This is a genomic window from Alloalcanivorax sp. C16-1, assembly GCF_046507805.1.
Classification (GTDB): Bacteria; Pseudomonadota; Gammaproteobacteria; order Pseudomonadales; family Alcanivoracaceae; genus Alloalcanivorax.
The window spans coordinates 239,321-264,045 of the sequence record NZ_JBKFTK010000004.1 but is presented as its reverse complement, the minus strand read 5'-3'; the positions used below and the strand labels follow the sequence as shown (position 1 = coordinate 264,045).

The following is a 24,725-nucleotide window of genomic DNA, read 5'->3' as shown; positions in this document are numbered from 1 at the left end:
ATTCGTCGTCGGATTGATCCATGGAAACAGAATGTCTCCTCCGGACCTTGCGAAGCACCGAGTAAGGTGGCAATAAATCGTCATAAAGTGACAGCCGTACGCGGCAACCGGCGAACAAGGACAGCCCCATGGCCGACACCGACCGTCTGCGCCCCGCCATCCATCCGGTCTACCCCCGGCTGATGTGTGCCTATTTGCATGAAAAAGGCTTCAGCAACGAAGCCATCTTCGACGGCACCCGGTTGCAGTGGGAGCAACTGCTCGGCGAGCACCGCTACCTGAGCCTGGAACAGGTGTCGCGCCTGGAACGGCGCGCCGTGGCGCTCACCGGCCAGCCCTGGCTGGGTCTGGAAATCGGCGCCGCCACCTCGGTGTCCGCCCACGGCCCCCTGGGCTACGCGGTGGTCTCCGCGCCGGACCTGCGCGCCGTGCTCAAGGTGGTGACCCGCTTCGTGGCGGTGCGCTTCCAGCTGGTGGAACTTCACTTCGAGGAGGATGAACGGGAAGGGCGGCTGACGCTGTACGAAAAGGTGGACCTGGGGGAGGTGCGGGAATTCAACGCCGGCTCGATCCTGGCCACTTACTTCCAGCTGGTGGACACGGTCACCTCCCGGCGGCTGCGCGACGCCCGCATCCAGGTCCCCTTCGAGGCGCCGGCCTGGGCGGACCGCTACAGCGAACGGCTGGACTGCCCGGTGACCTTTGGCGCGGAGTACCTCACCATCACCCTGCCCAAGGCGGTGCTCGACACCCCCTGCCTCACCGCCGACCCGGGCCTGCACCGCACCGCCCTGCGGGACTGCGAGCACCAACTCAAGCAACTGCAAAGCGGCGGTCCGCTCAGCCAGCGCATTGGCATCGAACTGCTCGACGGTGACGGCCGCTACCCGTCACTGGAAGACATGGCCGAACGTTTCGCCATGTCGCCGCGCACCCTGATCCGCAAGCTCAAAGCGGAAGGCACGCGCTATCAGGAACTGCTCGACGACGTGCGCGGCGAACTGGCCGCCTGGTACCTGCTGGAAACCACGGTGCCGGTGGAGCGCATCGCCGAACGGCTGGGCTACCAGGACCCCTCCAACTTCAGCCGCACCTTTCAGCGCTGGTTCGGTGTCACGCCCCGGCAAATGCGTCAAAGCCCCAACAAGAACCGCTCCAACGCGAACACGTGATCGTCCTCCGCCCCCAACTCCCGCAGCGCCTCCGCCAGATTCAAAAGATAATCCCGATTCGGCCCACTGGGCCCATGGCTCCCGGCAATCTGCCGCGCAATCGCCGCCTCGGACGCCGGCCCCAGAAACGCCGCGTTGTCCTCCGTGGCGATGTACACCAGACCCTCCTCGTGCCCGCCATCGGCGAACGTCATCGCCGTGGAAAACCGCAAATAGCCGTTCTTCTCACGCACATCCAGATGATCGAACACCGCCGGCGCTACCCGGTACGCCATGCCCGCGCACACCGTCCCCGGGCTCTCCACCAGCGTCAGCACCCGCCCCGGCGATTCCGGCGTGCCGCGATGATCGTGGGACCCCTGCCAGAACCGCCGCGCCCAGCCGCGAATGCTCGCCGGCCGCCGCTCCAGATAGGGGAAATCCGCCTTGAAAATCAGCGACCCGTAACCGAACAGCCAGACGCTCTCGCGCCCGCTCAGATCCTGCCGCTGTTTATTGATCTCGATGGTATTGAATGACATGCCCACAGGATAACGAATCCCGGCCTGACCCGCCGCCCACCCTTGACCCCAAACAACCAAAACCTCCTACCATTTCCGCTACAATCCCCATACCACGAACAAACCCACAAGGGCTCCCATGAAAGACGTACGCCAGGAATACCACGCCCCCGGCCTCACCGAAGCCGACCTGCTGGCGGACCCGGTGGAACAGGCCCGCCGCTGGGTCGACGAAGCCATCGCCGCCGACCTGCCCCTGGCCAACGCCATGACCCTCGCCACCGTCTCCGCCCACGGCCGCCCCTCCAGCCGCGTGGTCCTGCTCAAAGGCATCGAGGACGGTGGCTTCGTCTTCTTCACCCACCACGACAGCCGCAAGGGCGAGGACATCGCCGCCAACCCCAACGTCTCCTTCGTCATGTTCTGGGGCCCCTTCGACCGCCAGCTCATCGTCAACGGCCGCGCCGAAAAACTCCCCGCTCAACAAGCCCGCGACTACTTCGCCACCCGCCCCCGGGGCAGCCAGCTCAGCGCCGCCATCTCCCCGCAAAGCCGCCCCACCAGCCGCGAACAACTGGAAGCGGACATGGCCAGCCTCGCCCAGCAATACCCGGAAGGCGAAACCATCCCCATGCCTGACACCTGGGGGGGCTACCGCATCACCCCGGAAGAGATTCAGTTTTGGCATGGCCGCCCCAGCCGCCTCCACGATCGCTTCCGCTACCTGAAGCACGGCACCGCCTGGACCCGGGAGCGCCTCGCACCCTGAGGCGTTCTCCTTTCGGCGGACCTCGATCACCCGCACCACACCCCTCTCGCGCGTTGTAGGAGCGGCTTCAGCCGCGATCAGCCTCTTAAATAACCATCAACCCCTCCATTTCAAAGAAGCAGCCGGCGATTCGCCTGGCCTGTAACGACGCCCTAAAACGGCACCGTGAACTGACCCCGTAACCCGCAACCCGGCGCCATAGATCAAAGAGACGATGAGTTTATGTGGCGCCGGCAACCGATCTATAACCGCCATCGCTTCGTTATGATTCAGAACAACGGGTAGTTTTGGAGGGCGCCTCACCCTGGAAATATTCTGGATGTCGCCCAGCGGCACCTTGATCACGTGGCGATATAGAAACAGCAGAGCGTTCAACGCCTGATTCTGAGTGGCGGCCGCTACGCCTCTCTTCGTCGCAAGCCAGGTCAAAAAGGCCAAAACTTCTGGCTCCGACATTTCAGCGAGGTGGCGCAGCTTGTGGAACCGAATGAAATAGCGAATCCAGTACCAATAGGTCTTCTCGGTCCGTGGGCTGTAATGGCGCACCCGAATGGCATCGCGAAACTGATCATGGAGCCTTGGGCGCCTGTCACTATCCGTGTGCATGGCTACTTTCTTGCACTGTCCATATGGACAGTATCATGGCAATTGGGAAATGAAGAAGCCAAGCGAACAGGGACAGACAACGCGGCAGCGTTTGTAACCTGTTGAGTTTTCTGGTTTTATTCGGTGCAGTAAAAAACTATAAAGTTATATGACGCTGGCGCGTTCATTGGATATTCGAGCCGGCGTCCTAATACCTGTTAGGGATGCACAAGGATCGATATGGAGTCATCTGCTTCTGAAGCTCAATACTTTTTCTACCTCGGGAATGGCGCAGGGATTACGATCCTTGATGTCTTATTGCTTGTCTTATGCCCAGTCGCAACCATGTTGGGCACAATGGTGGCTAACTCGGTTTCAAAGATAGTTAATAAGCCAGAATATGAGCCCGCCACAGAATTGCCGCCTCACTTGGTATCAAAGCTGAATCAGGAAGGCGGAGACGAGCATCAGATGCTTGCCGAATACAACGCGGATTTGCGCGAGTGGTATTCACTCAGAATGGCTCGTGAAAACAGGATTAACGCAATTCGCCTTCCGTTTGTGGGTTTGGTGCTCGGGTTAGTTATCGCTCTGTATTTCGTCGGTGCAATAACTAATGATGTGACGTCTTTGGCGCGCATTCTCGGTCTATGCGTATTGCTCGGTTATCAGGCACCAAATTTGTGGATTAATCAAGAGAAAGCGATAAAAAGGTTAGTAGACCGGAAGATCGAGTCTTTATTGGGAAAAGGCCCTAACCAATAAACAGAGGGCGGCTTTGCCGCCGCTGCCTTTAGCGTTAAGCGTTAGGTTGGAACAAGGAGAGGAAATGAGCACAAGACAGATCCACGTTTTCATCAGTCACGCCTGGAAATATTCAGGACATTACAAAACACTTGCAAGTTGGATCTTCGAAGAAAACTGGAGAGTAGGTCAAGCGTCCCTGGACTTTCGGAATTATTCCGTACCAAAGGATGATCCGATTCACAATGCGCCGAACGACAAGCAGCTCAAAGAAGCGATATTGAAACAAATTGCTATGAGCCACGTGATCGTGATTCCGACTGGGATGTATACCGGGTATAGCAAATGGATCGCAAAGGAAATTAGAGGTTCTACCGACTACGGAAAGCCAATTTTGGCGGTTAACCCACAAGGACAGCGTCGCACCTCGGGCGTGGTAGCTAATGTAGCATCGATGTCGGTCGGCTGGGCAAAGAAGTCCGTGATTGGAGGGATTTGGGAGCTGTATAACTAGTGGCCTCTATCGATATCGACTCAGAAGATTTACCTGGCTTGTATCAATCAGCTAATCAGGCGTCGCTAAGCGCGCAGAATGTCTACTACTCGAGTTTAAGGTGGTACCTTTTTCTGTTGGTGCTTGCGGCATTTGTTTCGTACTCGCGCCCAATCGATGTTGTGGGAGCACTGGTTTCGGCAGGCCTTTTCCTGATTACGCTCGGAATACTCATTTTCATCCGGGTTAAGAGACCCGACGACGTTTGGTATAACGGTCGCGCGGTTGCAGAATCGGTCAAAACGATCGCTTGGCGCTGGATGATGAGAGCGGAGCCATACGAAGACGATGAGAACATCGAAATCGTGTCTCGAGCATTTTTAAATGACCTCAAGACGATACTAGATCAGAACAAAAGCCTTTCACATTCACTTCAGGCAGGAATTGCCTTAAATGACCCAATATCTGAAAAGATGCGAGAGGTGAGAAAGCTCTCAGTTGCGGATAGGTTGCTTGTCTATGTGAACGATCGGGTGGCCGACCAAGCGAACTGGTATTGGATGAAATCGCGGTTCAATAAGCGCCGTGCTCAACAGTGGTTCTGGGTATCTGTTGTGTTGCATTCCGCCGCGATCCTTATGCTCCTATATAGAATTAAAGATCCATCCTTGGCTCTTCCCGTCGAGGTATTGGCGACCGCTGCTGGTGCCGTACTTACTTGGCTTCAGGCCAAGAAGCACAATGAATTGAATTCTGCATACGCATTGGCCGCCCACGAGATTGTAATAATCAAAGGTGAGTCCACGTCGGTGCATGATGAAGGGCAACTGTCCGATTTTGTAACTAATAGTGAATCAGCATTTTCAAGAGAGCATACGCAATGGGTCGCACGCAAGGGAGACTAGCCCCTAACAAGGCGCTGCTGTCGGACAAATTTTCCGCTGCACTCCAAATTTGCCGCAGAGCCCGGCGTTAGAAGCACCACATCGTCCGAAAAAGGAATTGTCGAGTGAAGTTTACGCACTACAAATTTGACCGGCTTCAAAGCGGCGACGTAATCGAAGTAACCCTACAAGGGAGCGCTGCGAATGTTCGCTTGATGAATAATACAAATTTTCAAGCTTATAGAAGTGGACGAAAACATCAGTACTATGGCGGTCTAGTAAAGCGCTCACCATACAGATTGGCCGTGCCAAGTTCAGGCCAATGGCACGTAACAATTGATATGGCTGGTTTACGCGGTCAAGTAAGATCCTCGGCTCGTGTTTTACCAGGTGCACTTCCAGTAGCTCGAGAAGCCTCACTTGCTTCAGTGCCAAGTCTAGTACATAGAGATGTGCCAGACCCTAATTTTCCAGAAGATGATTATCACAAAGAGTTCGATGTATTCATTTCCCATGCCTCGGAAGACAAAGATGAAGTTGTTCGTCCCTTGGCTACGGCCCTTAAAGGGCATGGTCTTGAGGTCTGGTATGACGAATATGAATTAAAAATTGGCGATAGCCTTCGAAGAAAAATTGATTCTGGCTTGGCTAAGAGCAAATTCGGAATTGTCGTATTATCAAAGCCGTTTTTGAGCAAAGGCTGGACTAATTACGAGCTTGATGGTTTGGTGACTAAGTCTGTTACCCAAGAGCAGGTTTTACTTCCGATATGGCACAATATCTCAAAAAAGGAAGTGATCGACTACAGCCCTTCACTTGCCGATAAGCTAGCAAGAAATACTGCGATGCACACTGTAGAAGAAATAGCTGCGGAAATAGCAGAGGTAATAAATGCGTCATAAGTTCGCTTCTAACAAAATCAGCCAGAGGGACAGCCAAACCGCTGCGCGCTTTGTCTGCCCCTGCTGGTGGCGTTAGGTGTAATTCAATAATGATCGATCGTAAGGAAAATGTATGTCGTTAAAAGATATTGCTCATCCGATTCTGTATTCGGCTATGACGACATTAGCCTACAATATTAATAAGAAATATTATGGCGATAAGCACTATATGTGGTGCACTCCGTATTTTGGCTCAGATTTCGAGTCTCCCCACTTTACTGTTCCACCAAGCTCATCCCCTGTGGAGATATATAACACCTTGAAAAAGGAAGTCGACGGTGCTGATCATCACAACACAAAAATAGAACTTAATAGACGAGGGATTCGGAAAGGCGCTTCAATCATGTTGAAGCTTGGAAATATTAGCAAGGATGCTCATGATGAAATCATCTACATTTCTAAGAATTCTAAAGATCAGGTCTTCAGACCCTTGCTTTGTGTTATTTCTCGTCTAGAAGCTGTTCCTTTTTATCAAAAAGTGGATGTTAAGGATAGGGCTAACCCCCTCTCACATGAGTATATTTTGTCGGATTTACCTCAGTCAGCATTTGATATTATTAGGATTGGTTAGAATGAATAATTTAGAAGAGATAATTAAGGGTTTTGAAATTCCTGATGTTAGAGCTGCGTTTTATTATTTAAGCAGGTATTTAAAGCAGGCCGACTATTTTGAGAAATATGAAAAAGACTTTTTTGAAGATGATTTTCAAAGCGCGCCCTCAGATATAGCAAAGAGGCTTACTCTTTCTCTTATCGAATTCATTGAGAAAAGCACTGAAAAGCATGCTTCAAATTTCAATGATGAAGAATATATACACTGGATGGATGAGATAAATGAACTTGAATCTCAACTGGATCCAGAACCTTCCCAAAATGTAAAAAACTCTGCAGAGCAGGTAATGAATGAACTTTTTGTTCCTAAAGTTGGAAAAAATACCCCGTAGCACACCTAACAAATCAAAGCACGCGGACGCAGCAAAGCTGCGCCGGTGTTTGAGGCGTTATGGAATCGCCGCTTGCAGCGCTGCGGCGGGAGAGCTAGGCTTGCAAAGCTTCCAAGGCGCAAGTCCGGCAAACCCTAAAAGGGCAAGCAAGGACAGATCTTCAGCTTCTCCAGAACGATCTCTGGGTAGCTTTGAATCAGCCGGGAACTCAACGTCAAAATTTGATTATTGGGTACCGGCCAATGTTAAAGCACCTCGCGCTTTGTCTAAGCATCCTAGGGGCATCGCCTCAACTCCGTGCATTTCTACTTCCTGTGGTGCTCTCAGTTCCAATCCTGTCTACAGCCTTGTTAATTTGGGTGTTCCGAATTCCATAACAATTGGTTCAAATCGCTTGCTTCGCTCACTGGGACCGGCTAAGGCCGGCCCCTTAACCAAACGTTAAGAGGTCCCGAGATATTTCGAAGCCTCTGCTTGTCGGTGTTAGCGGCCGCCATCTCGAACGATAGAAACCCGTCCATCCTCAACGGTTATAGATACCGGCGTATCCACGGCAAAGCCGGCTTGCTACAGTCAGATGCGCTTTAGAAGAATGAACGGGGCGACGCGATTTCCGCCGGATGGAGTGCTTTTTAGAATATAGTCCCAGTGGCCTCGGCGGACCTTGAGGTTACGCTTATCCATGGTGGTGCTCCTGTCGTGCAATTTCCAGGATGCGTAAATAGGGCGGTCGGGAGGCTAGAAACAGAATAAATTCAGAGCGTTATGATGGTCCGACCCCGGAGATTCTTCACCAAGGAGAGAAAGCGTGTTTGATCATATCTGTACCTATGCCACGGACTACCCGGCCACCAAGGCATTCTATGAGGCGGCGTTTTCCGCGTTGGGCTATTCGCTGCAGGTGGAGTTCGTGTCGAAGTGGAACGAGGATTTTCCCACCCAGAGGAGGTGTGGGTTTGGAATAAATGGCAAGCCCTCTTTCTGGGTTATCGAAACCCGGGAATCCTGGACGCCGAGGCATCTGGCGTTCGCCGCCGGCTCCCGCCGGGTGGTGGATGAATTCTATCAAGCGACCATGGCAAAGGGTGGCGTGGACAATGGTAAGCCCGGTCTGCGTCCTTCCTATCATGAGAACTACTATGGGGCCTTTGTGATTGATCCGGACGGCAACAATATCGAGGCCGTTTGCCACAGGCCGGAGCAGTGAAGAGATGTTGCGACATCGCGGGCCCGTGCCGTTGCTGGAAGGGCTTTCCATGAGCCAGATCGTTCAGCCGAGAACGTCGCGTTTGATACTACGCCAATGGCGTGCGGGGGACCGGGACCCCTTTGCCGATATGTGCGCCGATCCTGAGGTAATGAGGTATTTCCCCGCCACCCTGGATCGTGCCCGCAGCGACCTGATGGCGCGAGCGTGCGAACAGTTGCTCGCCGAGCGAGGCTGGGGAGTATGGGCGGTGGAGCTGCTGGAGAATGGCGCATTCGTCGGCATCGCCGGCCTGAACATCCCCGATCCGGATTTGCCGTTCTCTCCCTGTGTCGAGGTCCTTTGGCGCCTGGCCCGGCCATACTGGGGGCAGGGTTATGCCACGGAAGCCGCCGAAGCTGCCCTTCGGGTGGGCTTCGACCAGCTTGAGCTGGACGAGATCGTGTCCTTCGCGGTGCTCGGCAATCGCCGTTCCCGAGCGGTGATGGAAAGAATCGGCATGGCGGATACAGGTCGGACTTTCGATCATCCGCGATTGCCCGAAGCCAGCCCTTTGCGGCGGCATTGCCTGTACAGCCTGTCCCGGCGTGATTGGTCGAAAAAAAGCGAACGCCTCGACTGAGTCGGTGGAAATGGCTCGGGTAAATCCCTATACAGTATGGGATTCGTTGTTTTCAAGGAGGAACCCTTATGCCGTTTTCCCTGCGTACCGCCGGGCCTGTCGGCGCTTTGTCGGTCGGTGCCCTGGCCATCACTTTGATTGTCGGCTGCTCGGATCCGAGCTCGGAGTCCGCGCCGGAGCCGGCGAACCCTTCATCGGAACAACCCGCCGCGGAGGCGCCGGCCGATACGGCGACCCCGGAACCGGCGGCCCCTTCCGGGGAGACCACCGGAGGTGACGGTTCGGCGATCACGCTCAATGCCCTGACGGCGGAAGATATGCGCCAGGCGGACCTGCCCGGCGAACTCGGATGCCAGTTCACCACGGACGACGGGCAGGTGCTGCTGATCGCGATGGGCGATGTGGCGTCGTCGGACCCGGCCCGGGGCGTGGTCAAGGTAGCCGGCTACGTGGAACCTGTGTCGGCGCCGGGCGGCTTCGATGGCCTCACGGACTCTCCGAGCTTCACCGGCAAGGGCAAGACGGTCCGCATCCAGGTCACCGGCGAGCCCACCGAGGGCGGCGAGTCTCCGCCACGGCCGGCCACCTTGACCTACGACCGGGCCGATGGCGCGCAGCGGGCCTGGCCGGGCGAGTGGCAGTGCGGGCCTTAGCGTAAGGACGCTAACGCGGGTTTTCGATTGCAAAAAGGGCCCTCTAACCAGTCAGAGAGGCCCTTTGGGAAAAGAAGGTTAAATGGAATCAATGGGTTATGACGGTCCGACCCCGGAGGCTGGGACGGTTTATCGGGTTTCCCGAGAGGACTACATCGCGGCGGGTCGGTTGTTCGCCAGGCCCACTCGGAAATTGCTGGTGGTCTCGGCATCGATTCTCGGTGCCCTGGCGGTGGTGGCGTTTTGTGTGCCTGCCACCGTGGCAGGCGCCATCGTCGGCGGTATGGCCGGCTGGGTTTTGTTCTTTTCGGTGGTGATGCTGGTGGTGACGCCGCGTATGTTGGGTCGCCACTACGACAACTATAAGTCGATGCAGGAAGAAATCTCGGTGGAGCTGAAGGATGAGGGCGTGCTGTTTTCCACCGAGGACGGTGGCGGACTGGTCCGCTGGGACTCGCTCCATAAATGGCGTCAGAACGACCGGTACATCCTGATTCTCATCATGCCGAAGCTCTACTACGTGGTGCCGAAATCCCTCGGCGATCGTGGCTTCGACATTCCCCGGCTGCTCGATGCGTTGAAGAAGAACGCACCGGAAATCAGGTAGCGATCAGAGGTTGAGAAGAATGGAAGTGCGTCACTGTTCCAGGTTGATGCTTTTGAACGAGCAGAATGCCCTGTTGTTGTTTCAGTATCAGGATGAACATACCGCGTCGCCTTTCTGGGCCACGGCGGGCGGCGAGCTGAAGCCCGGGGAGTCCTATTTGCAAGCGGCCAGCCGGGAGCTGTACGAAGAGACCGGTTTGCGTGAGGAGATCGGCCCGCTGGTGATGGAGCGCGAGGCGGTGTTCGCCGTGGCTCGCTCTCAGCCGGCACTGTGGCATGAGCGTTATTACCTGGTGCGCTGCCCCGAGGCTGACCGGGTGTTCGCGGCGGATTGGACCGACGAGGAAAAGGCCACCATTCAGCGATGGAAGTGGTGGTCGCTGGAGGCAATGCGCGCCGAGGGGCCCCAGGCCTTCAAACCGGAGAACCTGGCGGATCTTCTGGCGGATATCATCAAGGATAAACCCGCACCATAGATCTCCCCGGCAAAGCACGAACATGGAGAGCAAGGATGAACCGAGCCTTCGTCATCACCGGAGGGCCCGGCGGCGGTAAGACCACCCTGTTGCAAGCGCTGGCGGAGCAAGGTTATCGGGTGGCGCCCGAGGCCGCCCGGCGGATTATCCGCACCCGGCTGGCGCAGGGGCTGCCGCCCCGCCCTGATCCGACCGCCTTCGCCCGGGAAATCCTGGCCTGGGACATGGACCAGTACCGGGCGGCGCGGGCCCATGACGGCGTCACCTTCTTTGATCGCGGCGTGCCGGACGCGCTTTATATGCTTGATCTGGCGGGCGCCATTACACGCCAGGAGGCGGCCGGTCTTGTCCAACGATTCCCCTACAACAACACCGTGTTTCTTCTGCCCCCCTGGGAGGACATCTACGGCACCGACGCGGAACGGGACCAAAGCTTTGAGGAGGCGGTGGCGGTGTTCGAGGGGATGAGCCGCTGGTACGCTCAGTGGGGCTACCAGACGGTGGAAGTGCCGCGGGTCTCCGTGGAGAATCGAGTTAGGTTTATTCTGAAAATCATCGGATCCGACTGATGGCAAACTTTGAGAACACGGCAGATTACTTACTGACGTTCGAAACCGATAAGACGGGCGAACAGGTCTCGATCCATGGCGACCCGGAGGGGCTGGCGTTCTTCGCGAGAGAGCTTCTCGCCATCGCGGAACGGGCCAAGTCCGGTGATTTCCCCCACGACCACTATTTCACCGAGGAGTGGGGCGGCTATCAATTGTCGTCGGAACTCCAGACGCACAACAGCAGGCTTGTAAACCACGTGAAGGTTTATGGTTGGCCTACCAAAGAAGGCGGCAAGCCTTACCGGTCTCCGGGGGGCGTCGCCTCGTGACCTCGTGCTTCTCAGCGGCGCGTGCGCTGCGGGCATCGACTCCCCCCGGGCGCCGGAATATCGTCGCTTTTGGCATCAGCGGCTGAGATAACCGAAAAGGGCACCGGATGATCGAACAATTGAGGGACTGCGAGCCTCTTTCCCAAGTCTGGTTTGTTCACGATTATATCCAGCTGCAGTTTCAGGATCGTACGATAACGATCCTGAATGAACCTCGCCTTCGTCTACCGTCCGGCGAACTCCTGGCACGCAGCGACGGCGGCTTCTGCGATAATCTGGTGCTTCAGATCGGTGAACGAATCCAGGATGCCCTCCTTGAGGAGCGAAATCATTTCACCCTGGAATTCGAATCTGGGGTGGCTTTGATCGTTCCGCTGAACCGCGACGCGGCGCGGGGCCCAGAGGCGTTGGAACTGCCCGGCGCCTGGGTCATTTTCAACGAATAAGGTCGGTGAGGTATCTCACGAGATGGGCGTCGGCCCTTTTTGGTAATGCGGCTTGGAGACCATGCTATCCAGCAAGTAGCGAATCATTGGGTTTTGGGGAAGAGAATGATCGGGTTAATGACTTTTTCAGAGAGCCGCCGGAACGCCTTTCAAGGACATGTTCTGTTAGTGATACTCATCATGTCGCTGGCGGGCTGCGCGGGCATGGGGAACCAGTTCGAAAAGTCCAGATACCAGGCGGGCGAGGTGTGCCCCGAACTGGTGGGGGTGTGGTACAACGATTTCACGGTTCAGACAAAGTCGGATGGGTCCGCACGTCATATCAACCAGATACAGCGCAAGGCGGACGGAACCGGCTACTTGAAGGGCATTACCTTCTATGATGCCGGCACGGATGTCAGGCTTTGGGAATTCCCGATGACCTGGCGATGCGATGGAGAGTGGTATACGGAAAAGAATGAATGGGGCTACACATCGTTCAAGATCAAAAGCGTGGGTAAAAACATCGTCTACACTGACGACCGCTATAATCTTGGCACAGAGCCGTATATCGTGATCGATTTCGACGCCTACACGCCGCCAAATGAGAAAATTCGAGAGTACTTTGGTCTGTAAACGCACAGGGCGACACCTTCTTTACGCGATCAGACCTTCGATGAATCCGTGGCGGTATTCGAGGGGATGAAGCACTGGTACCCACGGTGGGGTTACCAGACGATCCAAGTGCCCCGCGTCTCCATTGAGGCACGTATTCTGTTTATTCTTGAACACACGGCAGGGCGCGAATCATGACGATTAAATACGTTTCGCTGATCCAGGACGGTATGCTCCGCACCGGCGATTCACCAGAACGTACCTTTCCCTATCACGACGAGGCCGATCTTGTGCATCTGGTGAAGCGGATGGTCGAACAGGGGTACGCGTTCGCGGATGCGCCGGCGGGCTGGCCGCCGGCGGCGGTGCTGCAAGACCTTCAGGACCGAGGCGATCTGAATCTTTCGTTTACCGCCGTTACCTGGTCGGGGCCGGGGCAATACCGAACCTACCGGGTGGCGCCATGAATAAAAATGATTAATCTGCACACCGAGCCCGGAAATGCGCTTCTTGAAGCGCTCAAGCAGCAGGGCCGGAAGCAGGTCAAGCAATACCCGCCGCTGGCCTTCGACAAGGGTATCGATTTCGACAGCTATACCCTCAGGAAGGAGGGCCTGGAGCGGGTGCTTGAGTGGACCAAACTGGTTTGAGTGGGAAGTCCGAGGTGACCAGGCAGCGCTTCAGACGCTGGCCGAAGACCGTGGGCTGAACATCCGCGACGACGACCCCGGAAGCGCTTCCTGATATTTCTCTGATAATGGTTATGATGGCCTCTCCACCCAACAGCGAGGTCCATTGTTATGTCGGACGTTTCCTCCAGCGCCAAGGGGCGCTGCCGTTGCGGACGGGTTGAATTCGAAGTCCATGCCCGCCCTCTGGTCACCATGGCCTGCCATTGCACCGGTTGTCAGCGCATGTCCTCCAGCGCGTTCAGCCTGAGCGCGCTGTTTCCCGGCGAGGCGTTCAGCGTCACGCGGGGGGAGCCGGTGATCGGTGGCCTGCATGGCGCCACGCGGCATTTCTTCTGCGATTACTGCATGAGCTGGCTGTTCACCCGCCCGGAGGGCGTGGGCGATGTCGTCAACGTGCGCTCGACCATGTTTGAGAACGCCGCTGACTACCGGCCCTTTATCGAGACCTTCACCAAGGAAAAGCTTGCGTGGGCAAGCACCGGCGCCACGCACAGCTTTGACGGCTTCCCGCCGGAGGATCGTTTCCCCGCTTTGCTGAGCGAGTACGCGAGCCTGTCGGAGTAAAGCGCTTTGCGGTTAACGGCCGGTGGGAAAGGAACGGTTATGAAAAACCTGGAGTTCGTCGCGCTAGACCGGGTCGAACCGGAAGCGCTCCTTAGCCTGATGAACCAGGAGCCGCTTCGCAGGCATCTGGTCGATCATGCCTGTTTCGATTCGGCCAGTATCAGAGGCTGGGTGCAAGAAAAGCTCGCTGTGGACGTGCTGCCCGGTTGCGACCTGAAGTCCCGGAATATATGATTCGTATACGTTTCATATATAGAGCCAATCCATGGGCATCGTAAAGATCAACGACGACCTCCACGAGGAGATCCGCAAGGCCAGTTCGGTGATGGTGCGTTCCATCAACGCCCAGGCCGAGTTCTGGATCAAAATCGGTATGCTGGCGGAGGCCAATCCGGAGTTGTCTTTTTCCGAGATCGTGCGCGAGCAGTTGAAACTGGCCGAGGTGGATATTCGGCGGGTGGCCGGTGGCTGACGCGATTCTGAAGACCGAGGCCGAGCTGGCGCTGATGCGCGAGTCTGGGCGACTGCTGGCGTCGGTGTTCGCGTATGTGGACGGTTGGATGGCGGCGGGGCTCTCCACTCTGGAGATCAACGACCGGGTGGAGCGTTACATCGTCGATGAGCTGGGCGCCCGCCCGGCCAGCAAGGGGCAGTACGGCTTCGAGTATGTGCTCAATACCTCGGTGAATCAGGTGGTGTGCCACGGGGTGCCCTCGGCGAAGAAGGTCCTTAAATCCGGCGACATCATCAACGTGGACATCACCCTGGAGAACGGCGGCTTTATCGCCGACTCCAGCAAGATGTATCTGATCGGCAAGGTGTCGCCGCACGCGCGGCGGCTTGTCGACGCCACCTATGAGGCCATGTGGGCCGGCATCCGCGCGGTCCGGCCCGGCGCCACCCTCGGTGATGTGGGCCATGCGATTCAGGCCCTCGCGCAAAACTACGGCTATTCCGTGGTCCGCGAGTATTGCGGCCACGGCATCGGCCGCGAAATGCACGAAGCCCCGCAGGTTCTCCATTACGGCCAGGCCGGCACCGGCACCGTGCTGCGCGAGGGCATGACCTTCACCATCGAGCCGATGATCAATCAGGGCAAGGCGGCGGTGCGCACCCTGCCCGACGGCTGGACCGTGGTCACCCGTGACAAACGCCTGTCCGCCCAGTGGGAGCACACCATCGCGGTAACGGCGGACGGCTTCGAGGTGCTGACGCTGCGGGACGAAGAGCGCTTTCGGTTAGCCGATGGCGAGTGATTGGATGCGGTCGTCGCGCAGTTCGAAGACGTAGCGCAACACCGCCGGGCTACCGGGAAAATTACCCGAGACCCGGGCGCGCACTGTAACGGTTGCCTCATCTTCTTCCATTTCCAGCGGTTCCGCCGTATAGCTGTATTTCTTCTTGGCTTCGGTAAACCAGTTTTTGATTTCGGTGATCCCCCGGTGGGTTTGCTTTTCGTCATGCACGAGGGCCTCCGTTACGAAGCAGCGATCCAGTGACGTGCTGTCTTCCTTGTTGCTCAGCTCAAAAAAAAGCGCAATCGGGGGGCGGAGTAGTACGGCCATGGTTGGTTACCTGGATGATGAAGGAGAGGCGATGAAGTTTGATCATGACGTTTCCGTTCATCAAGAACGCACCAAAAAGTAAGTGGGTTACCTATGGGTAAGGAATACACACCGGAAAGCGCGGCAGCGGATGTGGCGGCGGCACTGAGTGTGCTGGAGGGACGCTGGAAGCTGATTCTGCTTTTTCATCTTTTTGGCGGGCAGGTGCGGCGCTATTCCGAGCTGGAAAAACGGATCCCGGGCATCTCGCCGAAGATGCTTGCTCAGCAGCTGCGCAAGCTGGAAGCGGATGGGCTGGTGGTGCGCAAAGTCTATCCGGAGGTGCCGCCCAAGGTGGAATACCGGCTCACGGATTGGGGGCAGTCTCTTTGTCCGGTGCTGGACGGGCTGCTCACCTGGCACGAGAACAAAGCGCCGGATCAGCCCGGTTAGCCCCGGTTTTGGGGGGTGAAAAGGCCCCTCTAACCGCCGCTGTGCGCTGTTTATGGAGAAAAAAGCATTCAGAAACAGTGGGTTACCGCGGTCCGACCCCGCCGTGGGTGCGGGCTTCGTGGAGCATGTGGAGGGTGATCTTGCGGACTTCGTTGCGGCTGGCTTCGATGTGGGCGCGCAGCAGCATCTGCGCCTGATCCACCCGGCGGTGGGCGATGGCGTCGAGGATGGCGGCGTGTTCCTGGTAGGTGGCGTCGATGCGCGGCGGTTTGGTGAAGTCCAGGCGGCGGATGATGCGCAGGCGCTCGGTGAGGTCGTGGTGGATGCGCGCCATTTCCTGGTTGCCGGCGGCTTCCACCAGAATTTCATGAAAGCGTTCGTCCAGGGCCGACACCGGCCCCACCCGTTGCGGCCGGTCTTCCTTGGGCGTGCGCCACAGGGTGGTGAGCGCTTCCAGTTGCGGCGCGGGGGTGTCCCGCTCGCAGAGCCGGCGCACGGCGGCGCATTCCAGCACCGTGCGCACGTCGTAGAGTTCCTCGAAGTATTTAAAGTCGAAGGGTTTGACCTGCCAGCCGCTGCGCGCCAGCACCTCCACGTAGTCTTCCCGTTCCAGGCGGAACAGGGCCTCGCGCACCGGGGTGCGGGAGGCGCCCATGCGTTCGGCGATTTCGTTTTCGCTGAAGCGGTCGCCGGGTAGCAGGCGGAAGTCGAAGATATCCTGCTTCAGTTGTCGGTAGATACGCTCGGCGAGATTTTCCCGAGTCTGGTTTTTCAGGACCATCTTCATTGGGGCCTCCTTCAGGCCACGTCCGTGTCGATCACCGCCACCGGGTCGCCGGCATTGATGATGGCGCCGGGCTTGCAGTGCAGGCCGGTAACGGTGCCGGCGGCGCTGGCGGTGATTTCGAATTCCATCTTCATGGCTTCCACGATCACCAGGGTCTGACCTTCCTGCACGGTGGCGCCTTCCTCCACCAGCAGCTTCCAGACGTTACCGCTGATCTCGGCGCTGACCAGGTGGCCGTCCACCTCGCCGATGTCGGCGCCGCCGCCGCCCAGCAGGGCGGATTCGATCTGGGCGTCCTCGTCCTGCCAGCGCGCCACTTCCTGCTGGTAGGCGGCCTGCTGGTTCTCCCGGAAGGCCACCATCTCCGGTTCGATCTCGTTCAGGAAGCGGTGATGATCGGCCAGTGAGAATTTCTCTTCGGTTATCTCCACCTCGAGCCGGCCTTCGCGGAAGGCATCGCGCATCCCCGCCAGTTCTTCCTCACTCACCGGGTAATAGCGCACCTGGTCGAAGAAGCGCAGCAGCCAGGGCTCACCGGTTTTGAACTGGCGGTTTTTGAGGTGCTTGTTCCAGATCGGCAGGGTGCGGCCGACCAGCTGGTAGCCGCCGGGGGAGTCCATGCCGTAGATACACATATAGACGCCGCCGATGCCCACCGTGCCCTCGGCGGTGTAGGTGCGCGCCGGGTTGTACTTGGAGGTCATCAACCGGTGGCGCGGGTCCACCGGCACGGCACAGGGCGCGCCCAGGTAAACGTCGCCCAGGCCCAGCACCAGGTAGCTGGCCTGGTAGACGATCTCCTTGACCCGTTCGATGGAATCCAGGCCGTTGATGCGGCGGATGAACTCCGCGTTGTTGGGCAGCCAGGGGGCCTCGCCACGGATGGTCTCCTGGTAGCGTTTCACCGCGTCCAGGGTGGCGCTGTCCTCGAACGCCAGGGGCAGGTGCAGCACCCGGGAGGTGACCACCATATCGGCCACGGAGCCGAGGGCCGCTTCCCGCTCCAGCAGGGTTTTCACCAGCTGGGCCTGGTGGATCACCCGGGAATCGTAGTGCACCTGCAGGCTGCGCACCCCCGGGGACAGTTCCAGAATGCCGCCCACCTTGTCGCCCTTGAGGTTTTCCATCAGGGCATGGACGCGGAAGCGCAGGTCCAGATCCAGCACGTTGTCGCCGTACTCGATCAGAATGTATTTGTCGCCGGCCTGCCGGTAGGTGATGCGCGGAGCCAGTTCGGTGGCGTCGAGCTCCGCCAGCATGGTCGGTGAGGTGAACTTGGTTCCCGGTTTCGGCAAAGAAGGCGTTTCGGGGCTCGCCGGTTGCAGGGCCTCGATGGCCTGGTCCCGGGCCTTTTCCAATGCCAACGCTTCATCAAACGCCATCGGTACGAAACGGATGCTGTCGCCGGGCTTCAACTGCCCCACCTTCCACAGCTCCGCCTTGGCAATGGTCACCGGGCACACGAAGCCGCCCAGGCTGGGGCCGTCCTTGGTGAGAATCACCGGGAAGTCGCCGGTGAAGTTAACGCTGCCCACGGCGTATTCGCAGTCGTGGATGTTGGAGGGATGCAGGCCGGCCTCGCCGCCATCGGTGCGGGTCCAGCTTGGTTTCGGACCCACCAGGCGGATGCCGAGACGGTTGGAGTTGTAGTGCACCTGCCAGTCGGCGCTGAAGAATGCCTCGATGGCCTCCTCGGTAAAAAAGTCCGGGGCGCCGTGGGGGCCGTACAGCACCTTGATTGCCCACTGCTGTGGGTAGTCCGGGATCAGCTTGGCATCCGCCGCCGCTGGTTCATGTTCCGGCGCCGGGGTGGGGCAGCCGGCCAGCTGCGGCTGGCAGATGGAGAGCACGTCGCCCTTGCGCAGGGTGCGCCCGCCGTGGCCGCCGAACTGGCCGAGCACGAAGGTGGATTTGCTGCCCAGGTAGTCGGGCACATCGATGCCGTTGCGCACGGCGATGTAGGTGCGGCAGCCACTGATCACCTTGCCGGTGACCAGGGTCTGGCCGGCCTTCACGGTCACCGGCCGCCAAAGCATCACCGGCTCGCCGTCCAGGGTGGCGTCGCAGCCGGCGCCGGTAAGCGCGATGACCGTGTCGCTGTGGAAGCGCAGGGTGGGGCCGACCAGCGTGGCTTCCAGACCGGCGGCGCTGGGGTGGTTGCCGACGATACGGTTACCCAGGCGGAAGGCGTAGTCGTCCATGGGGCCGGACGGAGGCACGCCGATGTCCCAGTAACCGGCGCGGCCCGGGTAGTCCTGCACCGTGGTATAGGTGCCCGGGTCGACGATCTCGAAGGCGGTGGGCGTGTACTGGAAGCTCTCCAGGTAGCGGGTGGAGACCTTGCCTTCGGCCACCGCCGGGTCGCGCAGAATCTGGCGCAGGTAATCCAGGTTGGTGGCGATGCCGGACAGGCGGGTGGCGGCCAGGGCGTCGCGCATGTTGTCGAGGGCGGCGGCGCGGTCGGCGCCGTGTACGATCACCTTGGCCAGCATCGGGTCGTAGTGCGGGCTCACCTCGGTGCCGGTGTCCACCCAGCCGTCCAGGCGGATGTTGTCCGGGAAGAACACTTCGGTCAGTTCGCCGGGGCTGGGCTGGAAATCCTTGAGGGCGTCCTCGGCGTAAATGCGCACTTCCATGGCGTGGCCGTCGGGCCGGTAATCCCGCTCCAGGGGCACGCTGTCGCCGCCGGCCAACTGAAGCATCCAGGCCACCAGGTCGACGTCGAACACGGATTCGGTGACGCCGTGCTCGACCTGCAGGCGGGTGTTCACCTCCAGGAAATAGAATTCGTCGCGCTCGTCGTCGTAGATGTATTCCACCGTGCCGGCGGACTGATAGTTCACCGACTCGCCCAGGCGCACGGCGCTGTCGTGGAGTTTTTCCCGAGTAGCTTGCGGCAGGTTCGGCGCCGGCGTTTCCTCCACCACTTTCTGGTTGCGCCGTTGCAGGGAGCATTCCCGTTCGCCCAGGGCCAGCACCTTGCCCTGGCCGTCGCCGAAGATCTGCACTTCGATATGGCGGGCGCGGGCCACGAACCGTTCGATGAACACGCCGGAGTCGGAGAAGAAACTTTCCCCCAGGCGCTTCACGGATTCGAACGCGGCCACCAGCTCCGCTTCATCGTTGCAGCGGCTCAGGCCGATGCCGCCGCCGCCGGCGGTGCTCTTGAGCATCACCGGGTAGCCGATTTGGGTGGCGGCCTGTTTGGCTTCATCCAGGCTTTGCAGCAGGCCGGTGCCGGGGGCGAGGGGCACGCCGGCGGCTTCCGCCAGGGCGCGGGCCTCGTGCTTGAGGCCAAAGCGGCGCAGCTGGTCCGGGGTCGGGCCCACGAACACCACGCCCCGGGCGGCGCAGGCCTCGGCGAACTCCGCGTTCTCGGAGAGAAAGCCATAGCCGGGGATCACCGCGTCGGCGCCGGTGTCGTTCACCGCTTGCAGAATCAGGTCGCTGCGCAGGTAGCTGTCCGCCGCGGTCTGGCCGCCCAGGGCCACCGCCTCGTCGGCGGCGGCCACATGCTGGCTGTTGCGGTCGGCGTCGGAGTACACCGCCACCGACGCGATGCCCAGCTGTTTGAGCGTGCGGCAGATGCGCACCGCGATCTCGCCACGGTTGGCGATCAGCACCTTCTTCAAAGCCATTTCATAACCCCTTGATGTAATTTCTCCAGCCCCCCAGGGCGGTGATGTCCTTGGCGTCGGCAATCGCCCAGCCTTCGCAGATAAAGCCTTTCACCTGTCGGCCGTCCTCGGTTTCCAGGGTGCCCATGCCCAGCGGGCCGGGGATCAGCGCCACGAAGCTGCCGAACTCGGTGATCGGCAGTTTCCACAGCTCGATCTCGATGGCGGCGCCGTCGTCGGCACGGATCAGACCGGGCTTGGGCGGCGTGGTGTTGGCCAGCGCGTAGAGGCGATAGCAGGGCGCGGTGCGAGTGGTTTCCAGCAGTACGCCGTTGCGTTCGGTGAGTTGGTAGTTAAGCGGCATGCCGGACAGATGGGCGCCCACCACCGCCACGGTGACGGTGCCGTCGTCCCGGTCCTTGTCGTCCTCCGCTTTCGGCAGCGCCGGTTGCTGGTCGGTGACGCCGGCCTTCCAGGGGCGGTGGCGCTGCCAGCGCCGGCCGAACTCCGCCAGGGCGGCGTCGTACCAGGCCGGGCCGATCAGGGTGATACCGGTGGGCAGGCCGTCGCCGTCCCGCAGGCCGCCGGGCAACGACAGGGCGCACATGTCGAGCAGGTTGACGAAGTTGGTCCAGGTGCCGAGCTGGCTGTTGAGCTTGATCGGGTCGGCGTTCACCGCCGCCCGGGTGTAGATGCCCGGCGTGCTGGGCACCACCAGGGCGTCGATGCCGGCCATCAGCTGATCCGCTTGCCGGCGCAGGTCCGCCAGTTGGTACTGGGCGCGGAAGCCGTCGGCGGCGCTCATATCCCTGGCTGGCAGGATCACATCGCGGATCACCGGCAGCAGTGCGTCCGGGTCTTCCAGCAGCGGCTCCGCCACGGTGTAGCGCTCCGCCACCCAGGGGCCCTGGTAAAGCAGGCGGGCGGTTTGGTGCAGCACCTCCATGTCCAACGGCACCAGTTCGGCGATGGCGTCCAGTTCCTGCAGTTGCCGTTGCCAGGCGGCGGCGGCCTGATCATCGCCGAACCAGGGCGTTTCCTTGGGCACGCCCAGGCGCGGTTTTTCCGGCAAGGCGGTGGGCACGCCGGTGGGCGCATGGCGGGCGTAGCCGTCCTGTTCGTCGTAGCCTTTGTAGAGATCGAACACGGTTTCCGCGTCGTCCACGCTCACCGCGAATACGCTGATGCAATCCAGGGTGCGGCAGGCGGGCACCACGCCCCGGGTGCTCATGCTGCCTTTGGTGGGCTTCAGGCCGACGATGTTGGTGAGCGCCGCCGGCACCCGGCCGGAGCCGGCGGTGTCGGTGCCCAACGCGAACGGCACCAGCCCCAGGCTGACCACGGCGGCGGAACCGGAGCTGGAGCCGCCGGTGACGTAGTCGCCATTGAACGGGTTGGGCACTTCACCGTAGGGCGAGCGCACGCCCACCAGGCCGGTGGCCAGCTGGTCCAGGTTGGTCTTGCCCACCAGAATGGCGCCGGCATCCAGCAGCGCCTGCACCGCCGGAGCAGTTTCCCTGGCGGTGTAGGCATAGGCCGGGCAGGCGGCGGTGGTGGGCAGGCTGCCCACGTCGATGTTGTCCTTCACCGCGAAGGGCACGCCGTACAAGGGCAGGGAGGGATCGCTGAGGCGTTCCGCCTGGGCCAGCAGACTGGATTCGTCGAGCAGGTGAATCCAGAGAGCCCGTTCGCTGTCCTGCAGCAGAGCGGACAGCGCCTTCATGGCGGAAACCGGCGTCAGTTTTTTGCGCCGGTAGGCGGAGCGCCATTGATCGATGGTCCAGCCAAGCACGTTCGCATACCTCGTTGTATACCAGTAGGTATGCCGATCAGTGCAAGGCCGGTGCCAGCTTCTCGGCGGCGCGGCGCGGTGCCAGTGTTTACGGGCGCTGGCGGTGGTTTGGTGAAAATGCGCGGTGGTGTTCCGGGGCGGCGTTCTGCTTCATCGCGGGGCGCGCGGCACTATTACTGTGCGGCGTCGGGGGCCGCGTTTCGACGGGGCGGGCTCTCCAGCCTGGGCGCGAGTCCGGGTTATGCCCTTCCGGGAACGCCGCGAGTACGTCCCTGTAGGCTCCCTTTCGAACGTCCTGTTCTCAAGGGTCCCGGAAGGGCATAACCCGGACTCGCTTGAGGGGGGCTGCGTGGGTGGGTCAGGCGTCGGCCAGATCGTTCTTGAGGTGCTCGACGAAGCGCGCGGTGGCCACCGGCAGGGCGCGGGAGTGTTCCATGCCCAGCACCAGACGGCCCCGGCTCAGGCCCCGGTCCGCCAGGGGCAGGGCGCGCATGCCGCCGGGCAGGTGCGAGGGCGGCATGCCGATCTGGATCTGGAAACAGACGCCGCCGCTTTTCACCGCGAAGTTACGCATCAGTTCGAAGGAATCCGATTCCAGCGCCGGCTCCAGGCGCAGGGAGCGGCGCGCCAGGAATTCATCCAGCAGGGCGCGCCCGCCCAGGCTGCGATCCGGCAGCGCCAGCGGGTAGGCCACGCAATCGGACAGCCGCACCTGGTCCAGCCGGGTCAGCGGATGATCCGGTGAGACGAAGGCGCACAACCGCTGTTCCACGTCCATCAGGGTGCGGATCTCCGGGTCCGGCGCCGGGTTGAACACCAGTCCGATGTCGGCGCGAAACTCCTTCAGGTACCGGTACACCTCCTCGCGGCCGCAGATAAAGGTGGTGAAGCGTATTTGGGGATGGGTTTTCTGAAAGGCGCAGATCGCCCGGGGCAGCAGCTCCGCCGCCATGCCCTCGATGGCGGCGATGCGCACCTCGCCGCGCCGCACGCTTTGCAGGTCCTCGATCTCCGAGAGGGTGCGTTCCAGCTCCGCCATCTGTTTGCGGGCGTAGGCCACGAACAGCTCGCCGGCGGCGGTGAGGCGCACGCCCCGGGCGCGCCGCTCGAACAGGTCGGTGCCGATCTCCGCTTCGATATCCAGGATGCGGCGGTTCACCGCCGACGACACCACGTTGAGCTGTTCCGCGGCCTTGCGGATCGAGCCGCAGCGCGCCACGGCGTCCACATAACGAAGAAAGCGGATGTTCTGCATCTCGTGCTCCGAGCAATGAGCGATGCCGAAACGGCATCGCTCTGACCAGAAAATAACGCTGGTGGGCTGCGCTCCGGGAATTCTATCTTGCCTCTCAATGAACGCCCAGGCACGGGCGGACTCGCCTGGCCGGCGTGCTAATGCCATCGCGGCCTGGTTGTCGCGATTCAAATTAATGGGAGGCTTTACCATGAAAACCCTCGTTCTGCGTTTGCCCTGCGCCGGTCCGGATGACCTGACGCCGCTGCGCGAGGCGCTGGCCGACGGCCGTCTGCACCCGGAGCGGGTGGTGGCGGTGCTCGGCAAGACCGAGGGCAACGGCTGCGTCAACGATTTCACCCGCGCCTTCGCCACCAGCGTGCTCAAGCGCTTCTTCGCCGAGCGGCTGGATTTGCCCGAAGACACCGTGGCCGAGCGCATCGCCTTCGTCATGTCCGGCGGCACCGAGGGCGGTCTGTCGCCCCACTGGCTGGTGTTCGAGGTGGACGATGCCGCCTCGCCGGCGCCGGAACAGCCGGGGCTGGCCGCTGGCATCGCCTTCACCGACACCTTCGCGCCGGAACAGATCGGCCGCCTGGACCAGGTGCGCTCCACCGCCGGGGCGGTGCGCGCGGCCATGGCCGGGGCCGGCATCGAGCGGGCGGAGGACGTGCACTATGTGCAGATCAAATGCCCGCTGCTCACCGCCGCCCGCTGCGAGGAGGCGCGCCGGCGCGGCGCCACCGTGGCCACCACCGACACCTACGAATCCATGGGCTATTCCCGTGGCGCCTCGGCGCTGGGCGTGGCCCTGGCCCTGGGCGAGGTGGACGAGCGCGCGCTCAGTGACGCCGCCGTCTGCCATGACTTCGCGCTGTGGTCCGGCCGCGCCAGCACCTCCGCCGGCATTGAGCTGATGCGCAACGAAATCCTGGTGCTGGGCAATGCACCTGGCTGGGACCCGGCCCTGCGCATCGGCCACGACGTGATGGCCGACGCGCTGGACGGCGAGGCCCTGGAGCGCGCCCGGGCCACCTTGGGCGACGGCCAACTGGTGGCGCTGCTGGCCAAGGCGGAGCCGTCCCGCAGCGGCGAAATCCGCGGGCGCCGCCACACCATGTGGGACGACAGCGACATCAACGCCACCCGCCACGCCCGCGCCCTGGTGGGCGGGGTGCTGGGCGGGCGCACCGGCGACCTGGCCCTGTTCGTGTCCGGCGGCGCCGAGCACCAGGGCCCGGACGGCGGCGGCCCGCTGGCGGTGATCGTGGAGAGCGGATCATGAGCTGCTGCCCGCGCGGCGACACCCCGGCGGTGACGGACATTTGCCTGGGCGTCGCGGGACGGAAGACGGTGCGCGCCGCTGGTGCGCGGCGCGCGGTTTTGCACACAAGCAGTGCGCGGGGTGTTTGGCGAGAACCGGTGATTTCGCGGGAAAGCCTTGTTTTTAAGGGGTTTACCGCGAATGGCATGAAGGCTGCTTACTTGTATACCAGCATGCATTCCAGGATGCACTCAACCTTCGC

At 60.4% G+C, this 24,725-nt stretch carries 32 protein-coding genes; 25 read left to right on the top strand and 7 right to left on the bottom strand.

Annotated elements, in window-relative coordinates:
• Positions 1–128: 128 nt before the first annotated feature.
• Positions 129–1,172, top strand: a complete 1,044-nt coding sequence (locus ACLD0W_RS15015; RefSeq protein ID WP_410308290.1) for an AraC family transcriptional regulator — start codon at positions 129–131, stop codon at positions 1,170–1,172.
• On the opposite strand, the gene ACLD0W_RS15010 is transcribed toward ACLD0W_RS15015, so the two are convergent.
• Positions 1,133–1,693, bottom strand: coding sequence for a gamma-glutamylcyclotransferase (locus ACLD0W_RS15010; RefSeq protein ID WP_410308289.1), 561 nt, complete (start codon positions 1,691–1,693; stop codon positions 1,133–1,135). The two genes, ACLD0W_RS15015 and ACLD0W_RS15010, sit on opposite strands and share 40 nt — an antisense overlap.
• 118 nt (positions 1,694–1,811) lie before the next feature.
• Between ACLD0W_RS15010 and pdxH the strand changes: the two genes are divergently transcribed.
• Complete coding sequence (pdxH, locus tag ACLD0W_RS15005) at positions 1,812–2,441, top strand: pyridoxamine 5'-phosphate oxidase (RefSeq protein ID WP_410308288.1); 630 nt, start codon at positions 1,812–1,814, stop codon at positions 2,439–2,441.
• A 96-nt stretch (positions 2,442–2,537) separates the two neighbouring features.
• On the opposite strand, the gene ACLD0W_RS15000 is transcribed toward pdxH, so the two are convergent.
• Positions 2,538–3,047 (bottom strand): phage integrase N-terminal SAM-like domain-containing protein, encoded by a 510-nt coding sequence (locus ACLD0W_RS15000; protein ID WP_410308287.1) that lies wholly within the window; start codon positions 3,045–3,047, stop codon positions 2,538–2,540.
• A gap of 219 nt (positions 3,048–3,266) precedes the next feature.
• On the opposite strand from ACLD0W_RS15000, the gene ACLD0W_RS14995 reads away from it, so the two are divergent.
• From ACLD0W_RS14995 to map, 21 genes are all read left to right on the top strand, one after another.
• Positions 3,267–3,791: a hypothetical protein gene (locus ACLD0W_RS14995; protein WP_410308286.1), complete on the top strand. Its 525-nt coding sequence runs from the start codon at positions 3,267–3,269 to the stop codon at positions 3,789–3,791.
• A 64-nt stretch (positions 3,792–3,855) separates the two neighbouring features.
• Entirely contained in the window at positions 3,856–4,284 is a 429-nt protein-coding gene (locus ACLD0W_RS14990; protein WP_410308285.1) for a TIR domain-containing protein, read from the top strand.
• The gene (locus ACLD0W_RS14985; protein ID WP_410308284.1) at positions 4,284–5,168 is read left to right on the top strand and encodes a DUF4231 domain-containing protein; all 885 of its coding nucleotides are present in this window, start codon (positions 4,284–4,286) and stop codon (positions 5,166–5,168) included. The genes ACLD0W_RS14990 and ACLD0W_RS14985 overlap by 1 nt, the downstream gene beginning before the upstream one ends.
• A gap of 104 nt (positions 5,169–5,272) precedes the next feature.
• The gene (locus ACLD0W_RS14980; RefSeq protein ID WP_410308283.1) at positions 5,273–6,049 is read left to right on the top strand and encodes a DUF1883 domain-containing protein; all 777 of its coding nucleotides are present in this window, start codon (positions 5,273–5,275) and stop codon (positions 6,047–6,049) included.
• A gap of 112 nt (positions 6,050–6,161) precedes the next feature.
• Positions 6,162–6,659 carry a hypothetical protein gene (locus ACLD0W_RS14975; protein WP_410308282.1) on the top strand — a complete coding sequence of 166 codons (498 nt, stop codon included), beginning with the start codon at positions 6,162–6,164 and terminating at the stop codon, positions 6,657–6,659.
• A gap of 1 nt (position 6,660) precedes the next feature.
• Positions 6,661–7,032 carry a hypothetical protein gene (locus tag ACLD0W_RS14970; RefSeq protein ID WP_410308281.1) on the top strand — a complete coding sequence of 124 codons (372 nt, stop codon included), beginning with the start codon at positions 6,661–6,663 and terminating at the stop codon, positions 7,030–7,032.
• An 808-nt stretch (positions 7,033–7,840) separates the two neighbouring features.
• Entirely contained in the window at positions 7,841–8,239 is a 399-nt protein-coding gene (locus ACLD0W_RS14965) for a VOC family protein (protein ID WP_410308280.1), read from the top strand.
• Between the two features lie 49 nt (positions 8,240–8,288).
• Positions 8,289–8,861 carry a GNAT family N-acetyltransferase gene (locus tag ACLD0W_RS14960; protein ID WP_410308279.1) on the top strand — a complete coding sequence of 191 codons (573 nt, stop codon included), beginning with the start codon at positions 8,289–8,291 and terminating at the stop codon, positions 8,859–8,861.
• A gap of 68 nt (positions 8,862–8,929) precedes the next feature.
• A complete protein-coding gene (locus ACLD0W_RS14955) occupies positions 8,930–9,514 on the top strand; it encodes a hypothetical protein (protein ID WP_410308278.1) in 585 nt (194 codons plus the stop codon).
• Between the two features lie 82 nt (positions 9,515–9,596).
• Positions 9,597–10,121 (top strand): YcxB family protein, encoded by a 525-nt coding sequence (locus ACLD0W_RS14950; protein ID WP_410308277.1) that lies wholly within the window; start codon positions 9,597–9,599, stop codon positions 10,119–10,121.
• A 19-nt stretch (positions 10,122–10,140) separates the two neighbouring features.
• Positions 10,141–10,596: an NUDIX hydrolase gene (locus tag ACLD0W_RS14945; RefSeq protein ID WP_410308276.1), complete on the top strand. Its 456-nt coding sequence runs from the start codon at positions 10,141–10,143 to the stop codon at positions 10,594–10,596.
• Between the two features lie 35 nt (positions 10,597–10,631).
• Positions 10,632–11,165, top strand: a complete 534-nt coding sequence (locus ACLD0W_RS14940) for an AAA family ATPase (RefSeq protein ID WP_410308275.1) — start codon at positions 10,632–10,634, stop codon at positions 11,163–11,165.
• Positions 11,165–11,476, top strand: coding sequence for an Imm32 family immunity protein (locus ACLD0W_RS14935; protein WP_410308274.1), 312 nt, complete (start codon positions 11,165–11,167; stop codon positions 11,474–11,476). Before ACLD0W_RS14940 ends, ACLD0W_RS14935 begins: the two co-directional genes overlap by 1 nt.
• Positions 11,477–11,583: 107 nt before the next feature.
• The gene (locus ACLD0W_RS14930) at positions 11,584–11,922 is read left to right on the top strand and encodes a hypothetical protein (protein WP_410308273.1); all 339 of its coding nucleotides are present in this window, start codon (positions 11,584–11,586) and stop codon (positions 11,920–11,922) included.
• 105 nt (positions 11,923–12,027) lie between these two features.
• The gene (locus ACLD0W_RS14925) at positions 12,028–12,537 is read left to right on the top strand and encodes a hypothetical protein (RefSeq protein WP_410308272.1); all 510 of its coding nucleotides are present in this window, start codon (positions 12,028–12,030) and stop codon (positions 12,535–12,537) included.
• Positions 12,538–12,710: 173 nt separating this feature from the next.
• Positions 12,711–12,983, top strand: a complete 273-nt coding sequence (locus ACLD0W_RS14920; RefSeq protein WP_410308271.1) for a hypothetical protein — start codon at positions 12,711–12,713, stop codon at positions 12,981–12,983.
• A gap of 6 nt (positions 12,984–12,989) precedes the next feature.
• A complete protein-coding gene (locus tag ACLD0W_RS14915; protein WP_410308270.1) occupies positions 12,990–13,166 on the top strand; it encodes a hypothetical protein in 177 nt (58 codons plus the stop codon).
• 150 nt (positions 13,167–13,316) lie between these two features.
• Positions 13,317–13,772 carry a GFA family protein gene (locus ACLD0W_RS14910; protein ID WP_410308269.1) on the top strand — a complete coding sequence of 152 codons (456 nt, stop codon included), beginning with the start codon at positions 13,317–13,319 and terminating at the stop codon, positions 13,770–13,772.
• A gap of 39 nt (positions 13,773–13,811) precedes the next feature.
• Positions 13,812–14,006, top strand: coding sequence for a hypothetical protein (locus ACLD0W_RS14905; RefSeq protein WP_410308268.1), 195 nt, complete (start codon positions 13,812–13,814; stop codon positions 14,004–14,006).
• A gap of 31 nt (positions 14,007–14,037) precedes the next feature.
• A complete protein-coding gene (locus ACLD0W_RS14900; protein ID WP_194296896.1) occupies positions 14,038–14,244 on the top strand; it encodes a ParD-like family protein in 207 nt (68 codons plus the stop codon).
• Positions 14,237–15,028, top strand: a complete 792-nt coding sequence (gene map, locus ACLD0W_RS14895) for a type I methionyl aminopeptidase (protein WP_410308267.1) — start codon at positions 14,237–14,239, stop codon at positions 15,026–15,028. Before ACLD0W_RS14900 ends, map begins: the two co-directional genes overlap by 8 nt.
• Here map and ACLD0W_RS14890 read toward each other — a convergent pair.
• On the bottom strand, positions 15,011–15,337 hold the full coding sequence (locus ACLD0W_RS14890) for a nuclear transport factor 2 family protein (protein ID WP_410308266.1): 327 nt from the start codon (positions 15,335–15,337) through the stop codon (positions 15,011–15,013). The genes map and ACLD0W_RS14890 overlap by 18 nt on opposite strands.
• Before the next feature lie 93 nt (positions 15,338–15,430).
• Between ACLD0W_RS14890 and ACLD0W_RS14885 the strand changes: the two genes are divergently transcribed.
• Entirely contained in the window at positions 15,431–15,769 is a 339-nt protein-coding gene (locus ACLD0W_RS14885) for a winged helix-turn-helix transcriptional regulator (protein ID WP_410308265.1), read from the top strand.
• An 82-nt stretch (positions 15,770–15,851) separates the two neighbouring features.
• On the opposite strand, the gene ACLD0W_RS14880 is transcribed toward ACLD0W_RS14885, so the two are convergent.
• The 4 genes from ACLD0W_RS14880 to ACLD0W_RS14865 form a co-directional block, all read right to left on the bottom strand.
• On the bottom strand, positions 15,852–16,550 hold the full coding sequence (locus ACLD0W_RS14880) for a GntR family transcriptional regulator (RefSeq protein WP_410308362.1): 699 nt from the start codon (positions 16,548–16,550) through the stop codon (positions 15,852–15,854).
• Positions 16,551–16,567: 17 nt separating this feature from the next.
• Positions 16,568–20,194: an urea carboxylase gene (gene uca, locus ACLD0W_RS14875; RefSeq protein ID WP_410308264.1), complete on the bottom strand. Its 3,627-nt coding sequence runs from the start codon at positions 20,192–20,194 to the stop codon at positions 16,568–16,570.
• 1 nt (position 20,195) lies between these two features.
• Positions 20,196–21,965, bottom strand: a complete 1,770-nt coding sequence (gene atzF, locus ACLD0W_RS14870; protein WP_410308263.1) for an allophanate hydrolase — start codon at positions 21,963–21,965, stop codon at positions 20,196–20,198.
• A gap of 358 nt (positions 21,966–22,323) precedes the next feature.
• Positions 22,324–23,220 (bottom strand): LysR family transcriptional regulator, encoded by an 897-nt coding sequence (locus tag ACLD0W_RS14865; RefSeq protein WP_410308262.1) that lies wholly within the window; start codon positions 23,218–23,220, stop codon positions 22,324–22,326.
• Positions 23,221–23,410: 190 nt separating this feature from the next.
• Between ACLD0W_RS14865 and ACLD0W_RS14860 the strand changes: the two genes are divergently transcribed.
• The gene (locus tag ACLD0W_RS14860; protein WP_410308261.1) at positions 23,411–24,484 is read left to right on the top strand and encodes a ring-opening amidohydrolase; all 1,074 of its coding nucleotides are present in this window, start codon (positions 23,411–23,413) and stop codon (positions 24,482–24,484) included.
• The last annotated feature ends 241 nt before the right edge of the window (positions 24,485–24,725 follow it).

Bases quoted from the DNA above. Each gene is read 5' to 3' on its own strand.
- ACLD0W_RS14990 (WP_410308285.1), top strand. From the start codon at position 3,856: ATGAGCACAAGACAGATCCACGTTTTCATCAGTCACGCCTGGAAATAT.
- ACLD0W_RS14920 (WP_410308271.1), top strand. From the start codon at position 12,711: ATGACGATTAAATACGTTTCGCTGATCCAGGACGGTATGCTCCGCACC.
- ACLD0W_RS14890 (WP_410308266.1), bottom strand. From the start codon at position 15,337: ATGGCCGTACTACTCCGCCCCCCGATTGCGCTTTTTTTTGAGCTGAGC.
- ACLD0W_RS14935 (WP_410308274.1), top strand. From the start codon at position 11,165: ATGGCAAACTTTGAGAACACGGCAGATTACTTACTGACGTTCGAAACC.
- ACLD0W_RS14900 (WP_194296896.1), top strand. From the start codon at position 14,038: ATGGGCATCGTAAAGATCAACGACGACCTCCACGAGGAGATCCGCAAG.
- ACLD0W_RS14905 (WP_410308268.1), top strand. From the start codon at position 13,812: ATGAAAAACCTGGAGTTCGTCGCGCTAGACCGGGTCGAACCGGAAGCG.
- uca (WP_410308264.1), bottom strand. From the start codon at position 20,194: ATGGCTTTGAAGAAGGTGCTGATCGCCAACCGTGGCGAGATCGCGGTG.
- ACLD0W_RS14960 (WP_410308279.1), top strand. From the start codon at position 8,289: ATGAGCCAGATCGTTCAGCCGAGAACGTCGCGTTTGATACTACGCCAA.
- ACLD0W_RS15015 (WP_410308290.1), top strand. From the start codon at position 129: ATGGCCGACACCGACCGTCTGCGCCCCGCCATCCATCCGGTCTACCCC.
- ACLD0W_RS14910 (WP_410308269.1), top strand. From the start codon at position 13,317: ATGTCGGACGTTTCCTCCAGCGCCAAGGGGCGCTGCCGTTGCGGACGG.
- ACLD0W_RS14950 (WP_410308277.1), top strand. From the start codon at position 9,597: ATGGAATCAATGGGTTATGACGGTCCGACCCCGGAGGCTGGGACGGTT.
- ACLD0W_RS14925 (WP_410308272.1), top strand. From the start codon at position 12,028: ATGATCGGGTTAATGACTTTTTCAGAGAGCCGCCGGAACGCCTTTCAA.
- ACLD0W_RS14915 (WP_410308270.1), top strand. From the start codon at position 12,990: ATGATTAATCTGCACACCGAGCCCGGAAATGCGCTTCTTGAAGCGCTC.
- ACLD0W_RS14955 (WP_410308278.1), top strand. From the start codon at position 8,930: ATGCCGTTTTCCCTGCGTACCGCCGGGCCTGTCGGCGCTTTGTCGGTC.
- ACLD0W_RS15010 (WP_410308289.1), bottom strand. From the start codon at position 1,693: ATGTCATTCAATACCATCGAGATCAATAAACAGCGGCAGGATCTGAGC.
- ACLD0W_RS14975 (WP_410308282.1), top strand. From the start codon at position 6,162: ATGTCGTTAAAAGATATTGCTCATCCGATTCTGTATTCGGCTATGACG.
- ACLD0W_RS14970 (WP_410308281.1), top strand. From the start codon at position 6,661: ATGAATAATTTAGAAGAGATAATTAAGGGTTTTGAAATTCCTGATGTT.
- ACLD0W_RS14940 (WP_410308275.1), top strand. From the start codon at position 10,632: ATGAACCGAGCCTTCGTCATCACCGGAGGGCCCGGCGGCGGTAAGACC.
- ACLD0W_RS14930 (WP_410308273.1), top strand. From the start codon at position 11,584: ATGATCGAACAATTGAGGGACTGCGAGCCTCTTTCCCAAGTCTGGTTT.
- ACLD0W_RS14945 (WP_410308276.1), top strand. From the start codon at position 10,141: ATGGAAGTGCGTCACTGTTCCAGGTTGATGCTTTTGAACGAGCAGAAT.
- ACLD0W_RS14885 (WP_410308265.1), top strand. From the start codon at position 15,431: ATGGGTAAGGAATACACACCGGAAAGCGCGGCAGCGGATGTGGCGGCG.
- pdxH (WP_410308288.1), top strand. From the start codon at position 1,812: ATGAAAGACGTACGCCAGGAATACCACGCCCCCGGCCTCACCGAAGCC.
- ACLD0W_RS14880 (WP_410308362.1), bottom strand. From the start codon at position 16,550: ATGGTCCTGAAAAACCAGACTCGGGAAAATCTCGCCGAGCGTATCTAC.
- ACLD0W_RS14860 (WP_410308261.1), top strand. From the start codon at position 23,411: ATGAAAACCCTCGTTCTGCGTTTGCCCTGCGCCGGTCCGGATGACCTG.
- ACLD0W_RS14995 (WP_410308286.1), top strand. From the start codon at position 3,267: ATGGAGTCATCTGCTTCTGAAGCTCAATACTTTTTCTACCTCGGGAAT.
- ACLD0W_RS14865 (WP_410308262.1), bottom strand. From the start codon at position 23,220: ATGCAGAACATCCGCTTTCTTCGTTATGTGGACGCCGTGGCGCGCTGC.
- ACLD0W_RS15000 (WP_410308287.1), bottom strand. From the start codon at position 3,047: ATGCACACGGATAGTGACAGGCGCCCAAGGCTCCATGATCAGTTTCGC.